The following is an 18,116-nucleotide window of genomic DNA, read 5'->3' as shown; positions in this document are numbered from 1 at the left end:
CATGTTCAAGACACCACTGCATCGTTTGCTGCTGATTGGCCTCGCCCTGTTGCTGCCGGCGATGGCTGCGCATGCCGAAGATCCGCCGCTGGTGCGCGCGCAGAACGCCGTACGCGTGCTCAACGACATCATGCAGGCGCCGGACAAGGCGATCCCGCAGGATCTGCTGCGCGATGCCCGGGCGATCGCGGTGATTCCCGACATGCTGAAGGTCGGCTTCGTCTTCGGCGGCCGCCGCGGTGAAGGCCTGATCTCGGTGAAGGGGCCGGACGGCACCTGGTCCAATCCCAGCTTCATCAGCATGACCGGCGGCAGTGTGGGCTTCCAGATCGGCGTGTCGTCGACCGACGTGATCCTGGTGTTCCGCACCCAGCGCGGTGTGGATTCGATCGTGCGCGGCAAGTTCACCCTCGGCGCCGACGCGTCGGCCGCGGCCGGCCCGGTCGGACGCACCACCAGCGCGTCCACCGATGAGCAGATGAAGGCCGAGATCTACTCCTACTCGCGCGCCCGCGGCCTGTTCGCCGGCGTGGCGATCGATGGCGCGGCACTGCGCATCGATTACGACGCGAATGAAGCCGTGTATGGCGCCGGCATCACGCCGCGACGCATCTTCGAAGGCGGCGTCAGCAATGTGCCGGGGCCGGTGGTCGATTTCCGCGACCGGCTTGAGGAGTACACTTCGCGCTAGTTATTGCGAAGTGTCGGCGCGATGGGCGCCAAGACGACTTGGCTGGAATCCGCCTCGAGGTTGACTATGGGTTTTGACAGTATCTGGCATTGGCTGATCCTTCTGGTGATCGTGCTGGTGGTATTCGGCACCAAGAAGATCCGCAATCTCGGGCCGGATCTCGGCGCGGCGATTCGCGACTTCAAGAAAGGCCTCAGCGGTGAGGACGAGGCGAAGCAGAAGGAAGCGGAAGCCGCCCGCAAGGCCGCCGAGCAGCTGCGCGCCGACCCGCCGGTCGCCGACAGCAGCACGCAGAGTCAGCGCGACTCCAGCGAAACCAAGTAAGCGCGCGGTGGGCGGAGCGCGGCGATGATCGAGATCAGTCTCGGCAAAATGGTGTTGCTCGCCCTGATCGCGTTGATCGTGCTCGGTCCCGAGAAGCTGCCTGGCGCCGCGCGTACTGCCGGCGCCCTGCTGCGACGCGTGCGCAGTGGCTGGGACAACGTGCGCGCCGAAGTCGAACGCGAGCTGGAGATCGAACAGATCAAGCGCACGGCCCGTGAGGCGGCCGCCCGTGCGGAAGCAGCGCAGAATGAATTGAAAGACGGTGTGCTGCAGGTGCACGAGCCGCTGAGCAAGACTGCTGCCGAGATTGCCGCACTGGTGAGGCCGGAACCCGTCGCCGCTGCGGAAACCCCAGCGACTGATGAATCGCCGATGGCCGCCGAGCCAATGGACAGCCGGCAGTCCGAGTTGCCCTTGGGCGAACCGTTGTCGTTGTCGAAACCGGCAAGGAATCCTGCGCATGACGACGCCTGAGTCCGACGTGCCGGAATCCGAAGACATCGCCGACAGCTTGCAGCAGGGCTTGTTCTCGCATCTGCTGGAGCTGCGCACGCGCCTGCTCAAGTCGATGGCGGCGGTGGTGCTGGTACTGCTGGCGCTGGTGCCGTTTGCGAACCGGCTGTATGCCGAGCTGGCCGCGCCGCTGGTCGCACGGTTGCCGCAGGGTGCGCACCTGATCGCCACCGAAGTCACCAGCCCGTTCATCACGCCGCTGAAGTTGGCCTTCTATACGGCTCTTTTCATCAGCATGCCGGTGATCCTGTACCAGCTGTGGGCGTTCGTCAGCCCGGGCCTGTACAAGCACGAGAAGCGACTGGCGCGGCCGCTGCTGATCGCGGCGATGGGGCTGTTCTATCTGGGCTGCGCGTTCGCGTACTTCCTGGTGCTGCCGGCCGCGTTCCGCTTCCTCACCGCGGTGACGCCACAGGGCGTGGAGATGATGACCGACATCACCCACTACCTCGATTTCGTGATGCTGATGTTCTTCGCGTTCGGGCTGTGCTTCGAAGTGCCGGTGGCGGTGGTGGTGCTGGCCGCGGTCGGCGTGGTCGACCTGGACAAGCTGCGCAGCGGCCGGCGTTACGCGATCGTCGGTGCGTTCGCGATCGCCGCGGTGATCACGCCACCGGATATCACCTCGATGCTGATGCTCGGCATTCCGATGTGCCTGCTGTACGAGCTGGGTGTACTGGCGGTGCGTTGGCTGGTGAAACCGGGGTCATTGCGGCCTGACCCAGGCTGATCATCTTTCGATATAGCTGGCTTCAATACAGCCGCATTAGTACAGGTCGATCGGATCGACATCCAGCGACCAGCGCACCCGGCGTGCCGACGGCAGTGCGATCAAGGCCAGCTGCCATGAGCGCAACATGCCATGCAGCGTGCTGCGGCTGGCGGCCTCCAGCAGCAACTGACCGCGATGACGACCCGCGCGCAGCGGCATCGGTGCCGGCATCGGGCCGGCGATCTGCAACGGTGCGTTGATCGGCAGTGCCGCATGCGCGGCGGCGAGAAAGGCATCGACCTGTTCGCGTTGCGGCGCATCGGCGCGCAGCAGTACCTGATGGCTGTACGGCGGCAGCTGGATCAGCCGACGCTCGGCCAGCAGCTCGCGTGCCGCCGCGGCGTAACCCTGCGCGAGCAGGCTGCGCAGCAACGGATGTTCCGGCTGATGGGTCTGCAGCAGCACGCGACCGGGCTTGCGCGCGCGGCCGGCGCGGCCCGCCACCTGCACCACCAGCTGGGCCAGCCGTTCGCCGGCGCGGAAATCCACGCTGTGCAATCCCTCGTCCACGCCGACGATCGCGACCAGGGTGAGGTTGGGCAGGTCGTGGCCCTTGGCCAGCATCTGGGTGCCGACCAGGATCGCCGGTTGATCGTCCTGCAGCGTGGACAGCAACTGCTCGAATGCATCGCGGCGACGGGTGGTTTCGCGATCGACGCGCAGCACCGGCACCTGCGGGAACTGCGCGATCAGCGCTTCCTCCAGCCGCTCGGTGCCCTGGCCCTGCGGCTTCAGCTCGCCGGCGCCACACGTCGGGCAGACGGCCGGCATCCGCTGGCGGTAGTCGCAGTGATGGCAGATCAACTGGCGCCGGCCGGCATGCAGGGTCAAGGGTCGGTCGCAGCGCGGGCACTCGGCATGCCAGCCGCAGCTGTGGCACAGCAGCACCGGCGCATAACCGCGGCGATTGCGGAACACCAGCGCCTGTTCGCCGCGCGCCACCGTATCCGCCACCGCGGCCAGCAGCGCTGGCGACAGACCGTGTTCCAGCCGCTGCGCGCGCATATCGATGATCTGCACCTGCGGCGGCCGGACCGCACCGGGGCGCGCGCGCAGATGCAACGTGCGATAGCGGCCGGCCTCGGCATTCGCCAGCGATTCCAGCGACGGCGTACCCGAGCCCAGCAACACCGGCACGCCCAGTGCACGCGCACGCACCAGCGCCAGGTCACGCGCGTGATAGCGGAAACCTTCCTGCTGTTTGTAGGCGCTGTCGTGCTCCTCGTCGACGATGATCAGGCCGGCCTGTGGCAGCGGCGTGAACACCGCCGAGCGGGTGCCCAGGATCACCCGTGCATTGCCGTTGCGGGCGCGCAGCCACGCACGTGCGCGATCGCCTTCGGACAGATTGGAGTGCAGCACCTCGACGATCACCCCGAGCCGTTCGCGCAGACGCCGCACGGTCTGCGGCGCCAGCCCGATTTCCGGCACCAGCAACAGCGCTTGCTTGCCCTGCGCCAGCACCTGTTCGATCAGCGCCAGGTACACCTCGGTCTTGCCGCTGCCGGTGACGCCGTCGAGCAGGAACGGCTGGTACTGGCCGAGACTGGCGCCGACCGCGGCGACCGCCTGCTGCTGTTCGTTGCTCAGTAGCGGAGCGAAGGATGCGGGCAGCGGCCGGTCGAGTGGCGGCCGCTCACTGCGTTCGAGTAGCTCGGCACTGGCCAGTCGACGTGCCGCGTCGCGCCAGCCGGGCAGGCGCTCATTCAATTCCTGCGCGCTCAGCGCGCCGTCGGCCAGCAGCGCCAGCAATGTCTTGCTGCCGCCGCGCCGGCTGCCGGCGTCGTGGGCGCTGCGGCCGGCGACGCTGAGCGACCAATATTCGTCGCCGAGCGCCGGCAATGGTTTCGCTTCGCGCAGCGCCAGTGGCAACGCATTCGCGTACGCCTCGCCCGGCGCACCGAGCCAGTAGTCGGCGGCCCAGGCCAGTGTCTGCATCAGCTCGGGGTCGAGCAGAGCGTCGTCGTCGAGCAGCCGCAGTACTTGCTTCAACCGGCCGTTGCCGACCGTCGTCTCGGCCTCAATCGCCACCACCACGCCAACCAGCTTGCTGCGGCCGAATGGCACCAGCACCCGGCTGCCAACGCAGGCCTCACCCGCCGCAGGCGGCAGGTAGTCGAACAGGGTCGGCAGGGGCACCGGCAGGGCGACGCGAAGGACGGCGGGCATGGCGTACCTCAGGGCAGCTCAGTGTAGCTGCAGTGCCCCTGTACCCAGCCGTTGATGGCCTTGGAAAGCGGCCTGTAGGAGTTGCACGAACTTGCTGTCCGACTATCGAGGAGTCGAGGGTAAGTGGCTATCCCTCGGGAGGTTTTGTGCTTATCCACAGGAGCTGTGGATAAGTCTGTGGATGCAGCGGGGAAGGAGGGCTTCAAAGCGCGTCGTGGCGCCTTTCGGGACACGCTGACGAAGTTTTCATCATGCAAAAAATGCATTGTAATTCAATGATATGCAAATGACGTCAGGCCAGTGTTCACGCAATTGACAAACTGCCTGTGCTTGCCTTGACAGGTTCATGACGCTGTGCAAAACCCGCCGTGACTCCTGCCGGAAAGCGCTCTCAGTGGGCCATGCCCAGTGCCGCTGCAATCACCAGCGCCAGCGTCAGCAGCCAGAAATAGCACCAGCCGACAAACCAGAATTTCAGCAGGGTCATCGGCCAACCCTGGCGATAAACCCGCTTCTGCATCAGCAGCAGGTAGATCGGTGCCCACAACAGCAGGATCCGTTCCAGCCAGTTCAGCGGATAGGTGGTCCACAGCGCGTGCGGCTCCAGCCAGTTGGCCAGCATGGCCAGCAGCGTGCACAGCAGCAACCAGAGGAACAGGAAGGCGTGACTGTGCAGGGCCACGATCAGGTGTTCCATGTACAGCCGTCGGCGGAACACATAGAACAGTTTCAGCATCAGGGCGAACAACGGCATCAGCACGAACATGGTCGCCGGCAGCACGCTGAAGACGCCACTGATCATGCGCTGTTTCGCATCGGCGCTGGCCGCGGGATCGCCATGCTTGTAGGTGTGCCAGTTGTTGAAAATATGCTCCCTGAATGTGTTCAGGCGGCCATTGACCACGTCCGGCAGCCAGCTGATCTGCACAGGTTTCGACGTCTCATCGACGACCGGGATGCTGGGTTTGTTCGGCGTGGCATCGCCGATTTTCACCCGGTCGTGAGGCTGCACCGGCGCGGCGGAGAGCGGTGCGGCAATGGATGCGGCCGATATCGGAGCCGCGCCGAGCTCGACCAGGCGCTGACTGGCTTTCTGGCGCAGCTTCTGCGTATCAACTTGAATCTGGTCCAGCACGTTCTGCGGCAGTACGCCGGTCTGCGTGGCACCCTGCAGGCCGTCCAGTTCCTCCTGCAGCGCCTCGCGCACTTGCGCCGGACTGGTCGCAGCATCGATCGATTTGGTGTTCATCTCCACCAGCGGGCGACCATTCGCAGGGATCATGGCGGCAAGACGATCGACTGCCAGATGGATCACGAAGAACGACAGCAGGCACAGCACGAACATCAGCCGGAACGGTGCGATGTAGCGCACTCGTCGGCCGGCGAAGTATTCAAGTGTGAGGAAGCCCGGCTTCAGGAACAGTGGCGGCAGCGTGTGCACGATGCGGCCGTCGATGTGCAGCACCGTCTCGACGGTTTCCTCGACCATGTGATGCATCGGTTTCAGCACGCTGTGGATCGACTGACCGCACTCGTGGCAGAACTCGCCTTGCATCGACGCGCCACAGTTGGCGCAGTGCAATCCTTCGTAGCTGGTCAGCTGCTTCATCGCGGTTCCCGTCCGGTGCAGCGGGGGATCTTCGCACAGAGCTACATGCAGCGGAGCGTGACGAATGGCTCAGGTAGAATGTTCGGCCCTGGAGTCTGCTGTGTCGATGAAGTCTTTCCGCCCCGAGCGCGCCCGTCTGCTGCACGAGATGCGCGCCACCGTGCGCCTTGCGTTGCCGCTGATCTGCGCGCAGCTGGCGGCGATCGGCAGCAATGTGATCGACACGGTGCTTGCCGGGCATGTCAACGAACATGTGCTCGGTGCGGTGGCAGTGGGTGCCAATATCTGGTCGCTGGTGATCGTCTGCGGCATCGGCATGATGATGGCGGTGCCACCCTCGGTGGCGCAGCTCGACGGCGCCGGGCGCCGCTCTGAAGTCGGCGCGGTATTTCGGCAGGCGTTGTGGCTGGCGCTGGGCATGGGCCTGGTGTTGTGGTTTGCGGTACGCCACGCCGCACCGCTGATCGACTTCATCGGGGTGACTCCGAGCCTGCGTGCGGACGTGCAGCGCTTCCTGCTGGCGATCAGCTGGGGCGCGCCGGCGTTGACCTGCTATTTCGCGCTGCGAGGTCTTTCCGAAGGCCTGTCGCTGACGCGGCCGTCGATGTACTTCAGCTTGGGCGGGCTGGTTCTGCTGGTGCCGCTGGGCTATGTATTGATGTTCGGCAAGCTGGGCATTCCACCGCAGGGCGCGCATGGCTGCGGCGTGGCCACCGCGATTGCACTGTGGCTGGAACTGCTGGCGTTCGGCGTCTATGTGGTCTGCCGGCGCAACTATCGCGGGCTGGGCCTGTTCGATCATTTCGAGTGGCCCAACTTGCGCCGCATTGGCCGGCTGGTGCATATCGGCCTGCCGATGGCGGTGACCTTGCTGGCCGAGGCCGGGTTGTTCGTGGCCACCGCTTTGATCATCGCCACGCTGGGCGAGTCCGTGATTGCCAGCCATCAGATCGCGATCAATATCGCCTCGTTCTTTTTCATGATCCCGCTCGGTCTGGCGATGGCGATCACCGTGCGGGTCGGCAATGCGGTGGGACGTGGCGACGATCGCGGCGTGCGTTACGCCGGCTTCTGCGGCATCGGCCTGACCCTGGTGACGCAAGTGTTCTCGGCCGTCTTGATGCTGGGCCTGCCGCACTTCATTGCCACGCTGTACACACGCGATCCCAAGGTGATCGCTTTGGCGGCGCAGCTGATCATGCTGGCCGGCCTGTTCCAGTTTTCCGACGGCATCCAGGTCGCCGCCAACGGCGCGCTGCGTGGCCTCAAGGACACCCGCGTGCCGATGGCGATCACCCTGTTCGCTTACTGGGTCATCGGCATGCCGGTGGGCTGGTGGCTGGCGTTCCACCACGGCATGGGCGCGCGCGGCATGTGGATCGGCCTGATCGCCGGACTGTCGGTGGCGGCCGTGATGCTGTTCACCCGTTTCTGGCGCAGTGCGTGGAAGCAGCGCTGGCGCCACCATGCACCGATGACCGCGCCGGCCTGACCGGCTAGGCTTGAACCCATGACTCTGGATACGCACGCATGACGCCACCGCTCCCGCCCCGCCGCAACGGTTTCTGGGCCTTCCTCTGCTCGCTCGGGCGCGGCATCAACATGGTCAGGCTGGTGATCATCAACCTGGTGTTCTTCGGTCTGCTGTTCGTGTTGCTGTTGCTGCTGACCGCCGGGGTGGCCGGCAGCCGGATGGCTAGCACCTTGCAGAACGACAGCGTGCTGGTGATCAGGCCGCAAGGCCAGCTGGTCGAGCAGTACAGCACGGCGCCGGCGCAGCGCGTCCTGAATCGCTTGTCCGGTACCGAGTCCGGGCAGGTGCAACTGCGCGATCTGGTCGGTGCGATCGACGCGGCGGCCAAGGACCAGCGCATCACCCGGATCCTGCTGCTGCCGGATGAACTGCAGGGTGGTTTTGCCGCGTTGCACGAGGTCGGTGCGGCGCTGGACCGGTTCCGCGCGGCGGGCAAGCCGGTGATCGTGTGGGCGGTGAATCTGGATCAGGGTCAGTACTACCTCGCTGCACATGCCGATCGCCTGCTGGTCGATCCGCAGGGCGGCGTGATGCTCACCGGGCTGGCCAACTACCGGCTGTTCTACAAGGATCTGCTCGACAAGCTCGGCGTCGACGTGCACCTGTTCCGCGTCGGCGAATTCAAGAGCGCGGCCGAACCGTACATCCTCGATCACGCCTCGGCCGAAGCCAAGCAGGCCGACGGTTACTGGATGGGCGGACTGTGGGACGGCTATATCACCGAAGTGGCGACGTTGCGAAAACTCGACCCGGCGGTGCTGCGCGATGACATTGACAACCTGCCGCAACACATTGCCAGCACCCAAGGCAATCTGGCCCAGCTGGCCTTGAACCAGCACCTGGTCGACGGCCTCGCCACCCGCGCCGAGCTCATCGCGATGATGCGCAAGGAAGGTGTGCCGGCCGACCGCAAGGGTCACAGCTTCCGTCAGGTCGACCTGGCTCGGTATGCGGCGAGCGTGTCGCGCGATAGCGACGTGTTCGCGCCCGGCGTGGCGATCGTGGTGGCCGAGGGCGAGATTGCGGGCGGCAAGCAGGCGCCCGGTTCGATCGGCGGCGAATCCACCGCGGCGTTGATCCGCGAGGCGCGCGAGGATCGCAAGACCAAGGCACTGGTGCTGCGGGTCAATTCGCCCGGTGGCGAGGTGTATGCGGCCGAGCAGATCCGTCGCGAGATCGAACTGACCCGTACCGCCGGCATTCCGGTGGTGGTGTCGATGGGCGATGTGGCGGCCAGCGGCGGCTACTGGATCTCGATGAACGCGAACCGGATCTTCGCCGAGCCGAACACCATCACCGGTTCGATCGGCATCTTCGGCATGTACTACACGGTGCCGAACACGCTGGCCAAGCTCGGCATCCAGAGCGACGGCGTCGGCACCGGCCCGATGGCCGGTGCGTTCGACATCACCCGTCCGCTCGATCCGAAGGTCGGCGCGGTGATCCAGGCGATCATCGACAAGGGTTATCACGACTTCGTCGGCAACGTGGCGAAGGCACGCGGCAAGAGCTACGAGGCGATCGACGCGATTGCGCAGGGTCGCGTGTGGACCGGCCAGCAGGCGCTCGAACGCGGCCTGGTCGATCAGCTTGGCGGCCTGGATGCTGCCGTCGCCGACGCAGCCAGTCTGGCCAAGCTGGGCAAGGACTATCCGGTGCGTTATGAGGAAACACCGCAGAGCGGTTTCGAGCGCTTCCTGATCGGCCTCAACCAGAGCGCCAGCGTGCAGGTGCTGCAGTCCTGGGGCGTGCGTCTGCCGAACTGGTTTGCCCAGTTGCCGGCGCTGGCACCGGAACTGCAGCTGCTGCGCAGCGCCAAGGCCGGTACGCCCAACGTCTACGCCGATTGCCTGTGCAGCCCGCGCTGAGCAGCCATCAATGACTTGTAGGAGTGCCCCGGACTTGATCCGGGGCGCTACTGCCCCTGCGCCTCGATCTGCTTGCGCTGTTCGTCGGCCTGTTTGTCGACGACTTTCTGCACGTCCTTGGCGCGCTGCTCGTCCGCCTTCAGCGCGTCGAACGGGGTGGCGACATCGGCCGGTTTGGCCTTCGGCTCCGGCGGTTTGCCGGAGCAGGCGCCGAGGGCAAGTACGCAGAGCAGGATCGGCAGCGTCTTCATGGCGGTTCTCGCGCGAAGTGACGAGCCAGTGTCCCGCCACGCCCGGGCGCAAGCAAGCATCGGTGTTGGCAAAACCGTCGCCCGCGCTATGCGCGCCGGAAGCGACGTTTTAAGCTGCACGCATGAACAGCCGCATCGACGCCTGGCAGCTGCAAGGCCATACCGCCCTGATCACCGGTGCCAGCAAGGGCATCGGCTACGCCACCGCGCGCGAACTGGCCGGCTTGGGGGCCGACCTGCTGTTGGTGGCGCGCGACGAGGACTATCTCGAACAGGTGCGGGTGGAGCTGGCCGACGAATTCGCTGGTATCGAGGTGCTGGCATTCGGCGCCGATCTGACCGAAGCCGAGGAGCGCATGGCCGTGTTCGACTGGATCGCCGATCTGGGTGCGCCGGTCTCGCTGCTGATCAACAACGCCGGCGGCAACCAGCCCAAGGCCACGCTCGACTATCGCGAAGACGAATACCGCAAGGTGTTCGAGCAGAACCTGTTCTCCGCGTTCGAGATGTGCCGGCTGGCGCATCCGCAGCTGGTGCAGCATGCGAATGCGGCGATCGTTAACGTAGGCTCGGTGTCGGCGGTCACGCATGTGCGCACCGGTTCGCCGTACGGCATGAGCAAGGCGGCGCTGCACCAGCTCACCCGCAATCTGGCGGCCGAGTGGGCGGTGGACGGCATCCGCGTCAACGCGGTGGCACCGTGGTACATCCGCACCCAACGTTCGGAGCCGGCATTGGCGGACGCCGATTACCTGGACGAGGTGCTCGATCACACCCCGCTCAAGCGGATCGGCGAGCCCGAGGAAGTGGCCGCCGCGATCGCGTTCCTGTGCCTGCCGGCAGCCAGTTACATCACCGGCCAGGTGCTGGCGGTGGATGGCGGGTTCCTGAACTACGGTTTCTGAGCGGCGGAATCTATCAAGCACCCTCAGAACTCGGCGACGTGTTCCTCGGCGGCGAAGCCCAGCGTCACGGCGCCTTCGCCCACGTTGACCATGCCGGTAATGCTCATCGGCGCTTCCATCAGCTCCACACCGCATTCCTCGCAGGCTGCACGCAACTCGGCATATCCCGGCAGATGGGTCAGCACGGCCAGGTCGCCGCCGTAACTGACGCAGACCACCGGCACCAGCAGGCCGGCGCGCACCCGTTGCGTGGCATAGCCGAACAGCATCTCGGCGCCATGATCGAAACCACGCACCTTGCCGACCGGTCCGGTCTCGCCGCGGAAACAGCGCAGCAGCGGCTTGATGTCCAGCGCGGTGCCGACCATCGCACTGAACAGGCTGACGCTGCGATCGCCCCGCTTCTTGATGCGGTTGCGCAAGTGGATCAGATCGCGCGGCAACATGTAGCCGTAACTGTTGTTGGCGATATGGGTGAGGCGTTCGCGGATCGCCGCCGGCGGCTGATCGGCGGCGATCAGCCGCGCCGCCTCATAAATGGCCGGCACGGTTCCCGCAAAGACATTCCGGGTGTCGACCACACGCATCATGAACGGGCCAGGGATGGCGGCCTGTTCGCGCACCTGACGATAGTTCTTGAGAATGGCGAAACTGGCGCGGTTCACATGCTCGTTGATCGGGCTGCGGGTGGCCGTGATGGTCAGACAGAACACGCAATCCTGCTCCAGCACCAGCTTGTCGAGAAACAGCTTCTGGATGTCTTCCACCGGACATGGTTCGGTTTCAGCGGAGTGGCTACGGCTGCCGAGTCGGCGGTCGATGAAGCGCTGAAGCTCCTCGGGCCGGCGGTCATCCATGAAGGTTTCGCGATCCACCTTCACCGTGATCGGCATGATCGTGACGTTGTGCTTCTGCAGAAATTCCTGCGACAAGTCGCAGGAAGCATCAATGGCCAGGCCCATGCGCATCACGTTTCCCCCGTCATGAATGGCAAAACGAACATAACATGCAAAGAGGGACTGCGGCGTCAACCGAAAGTTGCCCAAGCCGGATCGTTTGAGCAGCCAGCGGGCCGTTCCGCTGGTCGCGATCAGCCTCTAATATGAGGTGATCATAAAGACGGTATCCAGCTGGCGTGGCGTCGCCGGTAACGCGTACGAGTACTTATTTCCATGAAAAGCAAGCAAGAAATCGTCTCCAACTGGCTGCCGCGCTACACCGGCACGGCGCTGGAACAATTCGGTGAACACATCCTGCTGACCAACTTCGGTCATTACGTGGAGCTGTTCGCGCAATGGCACGGGGTGGAAGTGCAGGGGCGCGACCGGCCGATGCCGAACGCCACTGCCGACGGCATCACCCTGATCAACTTCGGCATGGGCAGTCCCAATGCGGCCACCGTGATGGATCTGCTCAGCGCGATCGAACCCCATGCCGCGCTGTTCCTGGGCAAGTGCGGCGGTCTCAAGAAGAAGAATCAGCTCGGCGACCTGGTACTGCCGATCGCGGCGATCCGCGGCGAAGGCACCAGCAACGACTACCTGCCGCCCGAAGTCCCGGCATTGCCGGCGTTCCAGCTGCAGCGCGCGGTTTCCACCATGATCCGCGACCTCGGCCACGATTACTGGACCGGTACGGTGTACACCACCAACCGCCGCGTGTGGGAACACGACGACACCTTCAAGGACTATCTGCGGCGTACCCGTTGCATGGCGGTGGACATGGAAACCGCCACTATCTTTGCCGCCGGCTTCGCCAACCGGATCCCATGCGGCGCGCTGCTGCTGGTATCCGATCAGCCGATGATTCCGGAAGGGGTGAAGACCGAGGCCAGTGATCGCAACATCACCTCGCAGTTTGTCGAGGCGCATATCAAGATCGGCATCGAGGCACTCAAGCTGGTGCGCCGCAACGGGCGCAGCGTGAAGCATCTGCGGTTTGAGGAAGAGATCGAGACGGAATGACCGGATGCCAATTTGCCGCAGGTTGGAAGGCGGCTACATGCCCCGATACAGTTGTCTTGGAATCAGGAGAGTGATCGAACTGTTCAAGGCAGCTGTTGCCGATGGTTAGTCATCGGTGTGCCACGCCCTACTGGTCGATGCAGTGATGAGCCGTATCTGGACCTTCGTGGTCGTTCATGAAAACCTGTGCGTGAAGCTGTTCAATGTGAACCGTAATAAAAGGTGTTGCCGCACCACAAATAAAGGACATCTCGAAAACTCACGCAGTCGGATTCCCGCGAAAGCGGGAATCCACTTTGATCGCCGAGAGAGCGCCAATGAATTCCCGCTTTCGCGGGAATGACAGTAAAACGGGCTATTCGACGTCCCTTAAAAACACAAGGAATGCGATATGGACCTGATCAAGCATGGCAAGGCACAGTGCATGGCCTAGACTGAGATGTCGACCAAGCCATGAGCAAGAGCGTTTCGAACTTCGATAACGTGACGTATCCGTCCAGCGGGTACTTGTCGAGTGGATATTTCGCGCGCACGCTTCGGCCATTGCCCTTTATTGATCGATAGCCATGGCGAAAAGAATTTTCAACCTGCTCGTATGTCTGATGGCATCTCTGATTTCGATGGGCGTGATTGCGCAATCGTACGATCAGTCCGAGCTTGACCTGTTCCGCGCGCTGCGGCGACAGCCCAACCAGCTCGCCCGTTACCAATATCTCGTGCGGACCATGCCGCATCTTTCCGCATCGGATCAGGTGGTGGCCGGACAGTTCCGCTCGTTCTCACTGGACGAACTGGGGCTGTACAACCAGGCTGTGTTGAGTTTTCCGCTCACGAGCGAGCGGCCACTCGATCTGGTTCTGCCCAACCAGGATGAGTGGAAAGGCGCGGACGCAGTCGACGTCATCACGAAGCTCGCCACCGATCGCCGCATCGTGATGATCAACGAGGCTCACCACAACGCGCAAACCCGCGAGCTCACGCTGGCGCTGTTACCGCGCTTGCGTGCACTAGGGTTTACCTACTTTGCGGCCGAGGCGCTGGGAGATGATGACCCCAGCCTGACTCGGCGGGGCTATCCAGTAAAGACCAGCGGCACCGAATACCTGCAAGAGCCTTTGTATGGCGAGATCGTACGCGAAGCGATCCGGCTGGGTTTCATTCTCGTGCCCTACGACAGTTCTATTCTCGACCCGCAGGCACGTGATGCCGCACAGGCAGAGAGCCTGTATCAGAAAGTGTTCGCCAAGGACCCTGGGGCGCGCCTTTTCGTACATGCCGGCTATGCGCACATCGACAAGGCCAGTGGACGTCTCAACAACGTCGAACCGATGGCAATGAAGCTGGCGAAGTTGACAGGTCTCGATCCACTGTCAATTGACCAGACTCAGTTTCTAGAGTCCGGTCCGGATACTTCAGATGACTACCATGTGCTGATGCAGCGGTTTCCCACACAGTCAGCTGAAGTCTTGATCAACTCCGTCACCGGCAAACCATGGAGTGCTCTGCCGAAGCTTTACGACCTTAACGTGATCTTGCCGATTGCCCTCGATGTGAAAACCTTTGGTGATGAAAAATGGAGCGGCGGAGGGAGGACAATCGAGAACGTCTCTGACGCCGGACGCCTGCGCCTTGTCTCAGGCATGTTGATAGCGCCCAATGAAATGCAGCGGCCGAAGTGGTTGACTCTGAATGGGCAACGCTACCCGTTCCCTATTAGTACTGAGCAGTGCAGAAAGCAGTCTCCCTGCTTGATAAGCGCCCATTACATCGACGAGTCGGCCGATGCCACTTCGGCTGATGTTTATGCATTCACCGAGCCCAACGCCAACAGCAAACTGTACCTGTACCCTGGTCGATATCGGCTGAGGGCCAGGAATGCTGATGGCAAGAGCATGTCCGAGCAAGTTATCCAGATAAATCGACCGTGATCAACCGGACGTTTTCACTGGCCGTTTTTGACTCGAAATCATGTGATGAGGGGGTGGTGTTGGGCGGCTGGCAAAGCGAGATGTCTGCGCTGCGATGGCGAAATCAAGAAAAAGCCAGATAGAGGCAAGACTGATTTCGTGAGAAATTGCTTCGATTAGTTGATGGTTATCTTGGGCCAACTTAATGAGGCGACCTTCAAACCGGTATGGCTAGCCGCAGAATCGTAATATTTTGCGATGATGCCCATGTCATCCTGCGGGTGCGCAAATATATGCGACATAATCGCAATATAACGTTGTTGACTTTCCGTTATCCCTGACCTTAGTGTGTCTGCAGAACAAATTGCTAACATGCTTCATGGCCATGCTATTTGGATACCTCGATACATGGCTGTTTTTGGGTTGAAATCAGTTACTTGCATTTACTTTTTCGAGTTCTGGCCGCTGGGGAAACTATCTAATGAACAGTAAAAAATTGACGCATATTAAAAAAGCGTACGTACGTCATACCGCTTTGGCCGTGGCTGTTGCCATGGGCTTTGGTTTTTCCGGGCATGTGCTTGCACAGTCCACCACGGGATCGATCTTCGGCACCGCCCCGGTAGCAACTGGTGAAACCGTCAGAGTCGTCAACAACCAGACCGGGCTCACCCGTGAAGTGGCGGTTGACAGCAGCGGTCATTACAGCGTCGGCAGCCTGCCGGTGGGCAAATATACCGTTTCGCTGGTCAACAACGGCCAGGTGGCTTCCACGCAGAGCGGTGTTACGGTGAGCGTGAGTGGTGGTACCCAGGTACCGTTCGCCGGCGCCGCCAACAGCAACAATGCCCAGAACCTCTCCAGCGTCACGGTCACGGCCAACTCGCTTCCCGCGATCGATGTGTCCTCAACCCGCCAGAGCTCGGTGATCTCTGCCCAGGATCTGAAAGTGTTGCCGGTGGCAGCCAGTGCCGAAGGCATTGCATTGCTGGCACCCGGTACGGCCAGCGGCGCCAGCGTCTTGGGTACCGGCCCGGCGGGCACACCGCTGCTCTCGTTCAGCGGCGACTCGGTGGTGGAGAATGCCTACTATATCAACGGCTTCAATACCACTGATCCGGTGGGCAACGCTGGCGGCATCGCCCTGCCGTATTTCGCCATTGCCGAACAGCAAACCATTACCTCAGGCTACGGCGCCGAATACGGCCGTTCCACCGGCGGCGTGATCAGCCAGGTGGGCCAACGTGGTGGTAACGAGTTCCATGCCGGCGCCTATGTGTCCGTGCAGCCGAGTTGGGCGGAAGGCAACTACGACAACATCAATTATAACAATCCCCGTTCGACCACGCCGGGCAAGGAATACGGCGATATCTATACTAATCGCCAGAAGGACAGCGACTGGGCCACGATCTACGACGCCTACATTTCGGGTCCTCTGATCAAGGACAAGCTGTTCTTCTACATCACAGCCGAAGCCGAGCACACCAACAGCAAGACTGTTGGCGCGGTTACTGCGCCTACCTACACCTCCAGTGGCAGTTCCTTGCCCAAGTTTTACGGCAAGTTGGACTGGAACATCAACGACAGCAACATCCTTGAACTCACGGGTATCTCGAGCAAGGTTCTGCAGAACTTCAGCAATACTTACGGCTACGACTACACCACGAACAAGACGGGCGGTTTCCAGTCCGCCAATACGCTTTACTCGAACAAGTTCAAGGTCGGCATCCTGAAGTACACCTCGTACATCACCGATAACCTCACGCTCAGCGTGCTGTACGGCAAGATGAAGAGCACGTACTTCGACTACCAGCAGGCTTACGCGGGCTTCGACCCGTTGCTGGCGGGTGTAACTCCCACGCAGCAGAACCCGAATGCCCCGGGTTACGGCGGTTTCAATAACAACCCCACGACTCTGCCCAATCCGGGTCACACGTCAAGCCAGTCGAACCTCCGTATCGACATGGAGTGGAAGGTTACCGCCCAGCATGATGTGAAATTCGGTATCGACAACGTGCGCAGTGTTGACCATGGCGATGGCAGCATCTCTGCCGGCCCGGGCTACTACTGGGTGTACGACAAGGCGCCAAGCTTGGTGCCGACGGATCACCTGCTGACCAATCCGCAGGGGGACTATGTCGACAACCCCGTAAATTATGCCAATGGCGCTGGCGGCTATTACGTCAACAAGATTGTGTACGGCGGCGCGTCGAACTTCACGGTGGAGCAGAAAGCGCAGTATGTCGAGGACAACTGGCAGGCTACGCCAAACCTGTTGCTGAACCTCGGTCTGCGCAACGACCAGTTCACCAACTACAACCCGCAGATGATCGCTTACGTCAGGCAGACCACTCCGCAGTGGGCACCGCGTTTGGGCTTCAGCTGGGATATCTTCGGCGACAGCACCTCCAAGCTGTACGGCAACGTGGGTCGTTACTATCTGGCCCTGCCCTCTGGGTTGGGTGTGCGTACGGCGGGTGCCAACAGCTACGTCAACTCGTACTACACCTACGCTTCCATCGACGCGAATGGTATTCCGCAAGGTCTGACCCCGATCTTCGCCAGCAAGACGCCATTCTCGGCCGACGGCGAGTACGGTCAGCCGAAGGATCCGAAAACGGTCGCCTCGGTCGATTTGAAGCCGGAGTACGAAGACAAGTTCGTGCTGGGCTTCCAGAAGCAGCTGGGCACTCTCGGCTTGGTGTGGACCTCGCAAGCGTCCTACTCGACGATGAAGAATATCGTCGATGACGTGGGCGCAGGCATCACCACCGCGCCTTTCGACACGCTGGTCAATCCGGGTCGCACCAACATCATCCGCGGTCAGAATCCTGACGGCAGTTACTTCACCTACCTTTGGGATCCGAAGACGGTGCAGGGTACGGTGCTCAATGGCTACCCGCCGGCCACCCGCAAGTACTACAGCCTGGAAGAGGCCCTGGAACATCCGTGGGACGGCAAGTGGATGGGCAAGATCGATTACGTGTTCGCCAAGAGCTACGGCACCACGGAAGGTCCGACCGATTCGACGCTCGGCCAGATCTCCAACGCTTCGGGCTTTGCCGGTGGCGGCCAGTCCGGCTCGATCACCGAGGCGTGGGACTTCCCCGAGCTGATGCAGAATTCCAACGGCGAGCAGGCTAACTCGCACCGGCACACGCTGAAAGCCTACGGCACCTATGCGATCACGCCGGAATGGCTGGTCAGCGGACTCGTGATCATCCAGTCGGGTGCTCCGTTGGTCTGCTTGGGCAACACTTTCGGTCCGACTCAAATCCCGGATCCGATCGGTTATGGCAATGCCTACCACTGGTGCGGTGGCCAGGCGTCGCCTCCGGGCGCCTTGGGCAATACGCCGTGGATCCATCAGCTCAACCTGAGCGTGAACTACATACCGGAATGGGCCGGCAAGCACCTGAGCTTCCAGGTACAGGTTCACAACGTGCTCGACGAGCAGAACGTTACCCAGTTCAACGCGCCATACGGCTCGACAGCTTCGCCGCGTACAACCTACAACTTGCCGTTGGGGTTGGAAGCGCCGCGCTACGTGCAGTTCAGCGCCAAGTACGACTGGTAAGAGGCATCCCACTGCAACCCGACGCCATCGCA

14 protein-coding genes are annotated in these 18,116 nt (G+C 62.4%); 10 read left to right on the top strand and 4 right to left on the bottom strand.

Annotated elements, in window-relative coordinates:
* Nucleotide 1: 1 nt before the first annotated feature.
* From IE071_RS11415 to tatC, 4 genes are all read left to right on the top strand, one after another.
* A complete protein-coding gene (locus IE071_RS11415; RefSeq protein ID WP_189441323.1) occupies nucleotides 2-691 on the top strand; it encodes a lipid-binding SYLF domain-containing protein in 690 nt (229 codons plus the stop codon).
* A 66-nt stretch (nucleotides 692-757) separates the two neighbouring features.
* Nucleotides 758-1,015 (top strand): Sec-independent protein translocase subunit TatA, encoded by a 258-nt coding sequence (gene tatA, locus IE071_RS11410; RefSeq protein ID WP_189441322.1) that lies wholly within the window; start codon nucleotides 758-760, stop codon nucleotides 1,013-1,015.
* A gap of 24 nt (nucleotides 1,016-1,039) precedes the next feature.
* On the top strand, nucleotides 1,040-1,489 hold the full coding sequence (tatB, locus tag IE071_RS11405; protein WP_189441321.1) for a Sec-independent protein translocase protein TatB: 450 nt from the start codon (nucleotides 1,040-1,042) through the stop codon (nucleotides 1,487-1,489).
* Nucleotides 1,476-2,258, top strand: a complete 783-nt coding sequence (gene tatC / locus IE071_RS11400; RefSeq protein WP_189441320.1) for a twin-arginine translocase subunit TatC — start codon at nucleotides 1,476-1,478, stop codon at nucleotides 2,256-2,258. The genes tatB and tatC overlap by 14 nt, the downstream gene beginning before the upstream one ends.
* 36 nt (nucleotides 2,259-2,294) lie before the next feature.
* Here tatC and IE071_RS11395 read toward each other — a convergent pair whose 3' ends face one another.
* Both IE071_RS11395 and IE071_RS11390 read right to left on the bottom strand, forming a co-directional pair.
* The gene (locus IE071_RS11395; protein ID WP_189441319.1) at nucleotides 2,295-4,469 is read right to left on the bottom strand and encodes a primosomal protein N'; all 2,175 of its coding nucleotides are present in this window, start codon (nucleotides 4,467-4,469) and stop codon (nucleotides 2,295-2,297) included.
* Nucleotides 4,470-4,860: 391 nt separating this feature from the next.
* Nucleotides 4,861-6,078 carry a DUF3667 domain-containing protein gene (locus IE071_RS11390; protein WP_189441318.1) on the bottom strand — a complete coding sequence of 406 codons (1,218 nt, stop codon included), beginning with the start codon at nucleotides 6,076-6,078 and terminating at the stop codon, nucleotides 4,861-4,863.
* Between the two features lie 106 nt (nucleotides 6,079-6,184).
* Here IE071_RS11390 and IE071_RS11385 point away from each other — a divergent pair, with 106 nt between their 5' ends.
* Both IE071_RS11385 and sppA read left to right on the top strand, forming a co-directional pair.
* Nucleotides 6,185-7,570, top strand: a complete 1,386-nt coding sequence (locus IE071_RS11385) for an MATE family efflux transporter (RefSeq protein WP_189441317.1) — start codon at nucleotides 6,185-6,187, stop codon at nucleotides 7,568-7,570.
* 38 nt (nucleotides 7,571-7,608) lie between these two features.
* Entirely contained in the window at nucleotides 7,609-9,480 is a 1,872-nt protein-coding gene (gene sppA, locus IE071_RS11380) for a signal peptide peptidase SppA (RefSeq protein ID WP_189441316.1), read from the top strand.
* A gap of 47 nt (nucleotides 9,481-9,527) precedes the next feature.
* On the opposite strand, the gene IE071_RS11375 is transcribed toward sppA, so the two are convergent.
* Nucleotides 9,528-9,731, bottom strand: a complete 204-nt coding sequence (locus IE071_RS11375) for a hypothetical protein (RefSeq protein WP_189441315.1) — start codon at nucleotides 9,729-9,731, stop codon at nucleotides 9,528-9,530.
* Between the two features lie 122 nt (nucleotides 9,732-9,853).
* Here IE071_RS11375 and IE071_RS11370 point away from each other — a divergent pair, with 122 nt between their 5' ends.
* Nucleotides 9,854-10,636: an SDR family oxidoreductase gene (locus IE071_RS11370; protein WP_189441314.1), complete on the top strand. Its 783-nt coding sequence runs from the start codon at nucleotides 9,854-9,856 to the stop codon at nucleotides 10,634-10,636.
* 23 nt (nucleotides 10,637-10,659) lie between these two features.
* On the opposite strand, the gene IE071_RS11365 is transcribed toward IE071_RS11370, so the two are convergent.
* Nucleotides 10,660-11,604, bottom strand: coding sequence for a DegV family protein (locus IE071_RS11365; protein WP_189441313.1), 945 nt, complete (start codon nucleotides 11,602-11,604; stop codon nucleotides 10,660-10,662).
* A 204-nt stretch (nucleotides 11,605-11,808) separates the two neighbouring features.
* Between IE071_RS11365 and IE071_RS11360 the strand changes: the two genes are divergently transcribed.
* From IE071_RS11360 to IE071_RS11350, 3 genes are all read left to right on the top strand, one after another.
* Nucleotides 11,809-12,600, top strand: a complete 792-nt coding sequence (locus IE071_RS11360; RefSeq protein ID WP_189441312.1) for an AMP nucleosidase — start codon at nucleotides 11,809-11,811, stop codon at nucleotides 12,598-12,600.
* A 602-nt stretch (nucleotides 12,601-13,202) separates the two neighbouring features.
* Entirely contained in the window at nucleotides 13,203-14,528 is a 1,326-nt protein-coding gene (locus tag IE071_RS11355) for a hypothetical protein (protein ID WP_229792869.1), read from the top strand.
* Nucleotides 14,529-15,048: 520 nt separating this feature from the next.
* Complete coding sequence (locus tag IE071_RS11350) at nucleotides 15,049-18,084, top strand: TonB-dependent receptor (protein ID WP_189441310.1); 3,036 nt, start codon at nucleotides 15,049-15,051, stop codon at nucleotides 18,082-18,084.
* The last annotated feature ends 32 nt before the right edge of the window (nucleotides 18,085-18,116 follow it).

Origin of the sequence: Rhodanobacter panaciterrae, assembly GCF_014651895.1 — a bacterium.
GTDB classification, from domain to species: domain Bacteria; phylum Pseudomonadota; class Gammaproteobacteria; order Xanthomonadales; family Rhodanobacteraceae; genus Rhodanobacter; species Rhodanobacter panaciterrae.
This window is presented reverse-complemented; position numbering and strand designations above follow the sequence as displayed.

Coding starts and splice junctions, on each gene's coding strand:
- IE071_RS11415 (WP_189441323.1), top strand. CDS start 2: ATGTTCAAGACACCACTGCATCGTTTGCTGCTGATTGGCCTCGCCCTG.
- tatA (WP_189441322.1), top strand. CDS start 758: ATGGGTTTTGACAGTATCTGGCATTGGCTGATCCTTCTGGTGATCGTG.
- tatB (WP_189441321.1), top strand. CDS start 1,040: ATGATCGAGATCAGTCTCGGCAAAATGGTGTTGCTCGCCCTGATCGCG.
- tatC (WP_189441320.1), top strand. CDS start 1,476: ATGACGACGCCTGAGTCCGACGTGCCGGAATCCGAAGACATCGCCGAC.
- IE071_RS11395 (WP_189441319.1), bottom strand. CDS start 4,469: ATGCCCGCCGTCCTTCGCGTCGCCCTGCCGGTGCCCCTGCCGACCCTG.
- IE071_RS11390 (WP_189441318.1), bottom strand. CDS start 6,078: ATGAAGCAGCTGACCAGCTACGAAGGATTGCACTGCGCCAACTGTGGC.
- IE071_RS11385 (WP_189441317.1), top strand. CDS start 6,185: ATGAAGTCTTTCCGCCCCGAGCGCGCCCGTCTGCTGCACGAGATGCGC.
- sppA (WP_189441316.1), top strand. CDS start 7,609: ATGACGCCACCGCTCCCGCCCCGCCGCAACGGTTTCTGGGCCTTCCTC.
- IE071_RS11375 (WP_189441315.1), bottom strand. CDS start 9,731: ATGAAGACGCTGCCGATCCTGCTCTGCGTACTTGCCCTCGGCGCCTGC.
- IE071_RS11370 (WP_189441314.1), top strand. CDS start 9,854: ATGAACAGCCGCATCGACGCCTGGCAGCTGCAAGGCCATACCGCCCTG.
- IE071_RS11365 (WP_189441313.1), bottom strand. CDS start 11,604: ATGCGCATGGGCCTGGCCATTGATGCTTCCTGCGACTTGTCGCAGGAA.
- IE071_RS11360 (WP_189441312.1), top strand. CDS start 11,809: ATGAAAAGCAAGCAAGAAATCGTCTCCAACTGGCTGCCGCGCTACACC.
- IE071_RS11355 (WP_229792869.1), top strand. CDS start 13,203: ATGGCATCTCTGATTTCGATGGGCGTGATTGCGCAATCGTACGATCAG.